This is a genomic window from Pseudomonas sp. 14P5.3.2 (assembly GCF_057799175.1).
Map to the genome: position 1 here is coordinate 1 of NZ_JBYOKU010000086.1, position 447 is coordinate 447.

Genomic DNA, 447 nt, shown 5'->3' on the forward strand with positions numbered 1-447 from the left:
GCCGAACGACGCGCTGACCGGCCACGCGCCGTTGACCAACTCGATCACTAACGTGACCGGCGGCAACTACGAGAATCTGGTGGCCGACAAAACGCCGGTCAGCACCACCGTGACCGACACCATCGACACCACCAACCTGTCGCTGAGCGCGACCGGCACTGTGGCCGAAGGTGGCTCGATCGTTTACACCGCAACCCTCACCAACGCCGCCGGTTCGCCGGTCACCGTGACCCTGAGCAACGGCGCCGTGATCACCATCGACGCGGGTAAAACTACCGGCACCGTCACCGTTCCTGCTCCAGCGGACGACGTCTACAAAGACGCCGGCACCGTGCAGGCAACGATCAAGACCGCGACCGGTGGCAACTTCGAAAACCTGGTCCCAAGCACCACACCAGCCGTGACCAGTGTCACCGACACCATCGACACCACTGGCGTGAAACTCAC

General features: G+C 63.3%; 1 protein-coding gene. It reads left to right on the forward strand.

What is annotated here, in order from left to right:
- Window positions 1–447 (forward strand): immunoglobulin-like domain-containing protein (locus AC27VU_RS28930; RefSeq protein WP_488725415.1); only part of this gene is annotated, 447 nt, incomplete at both ends.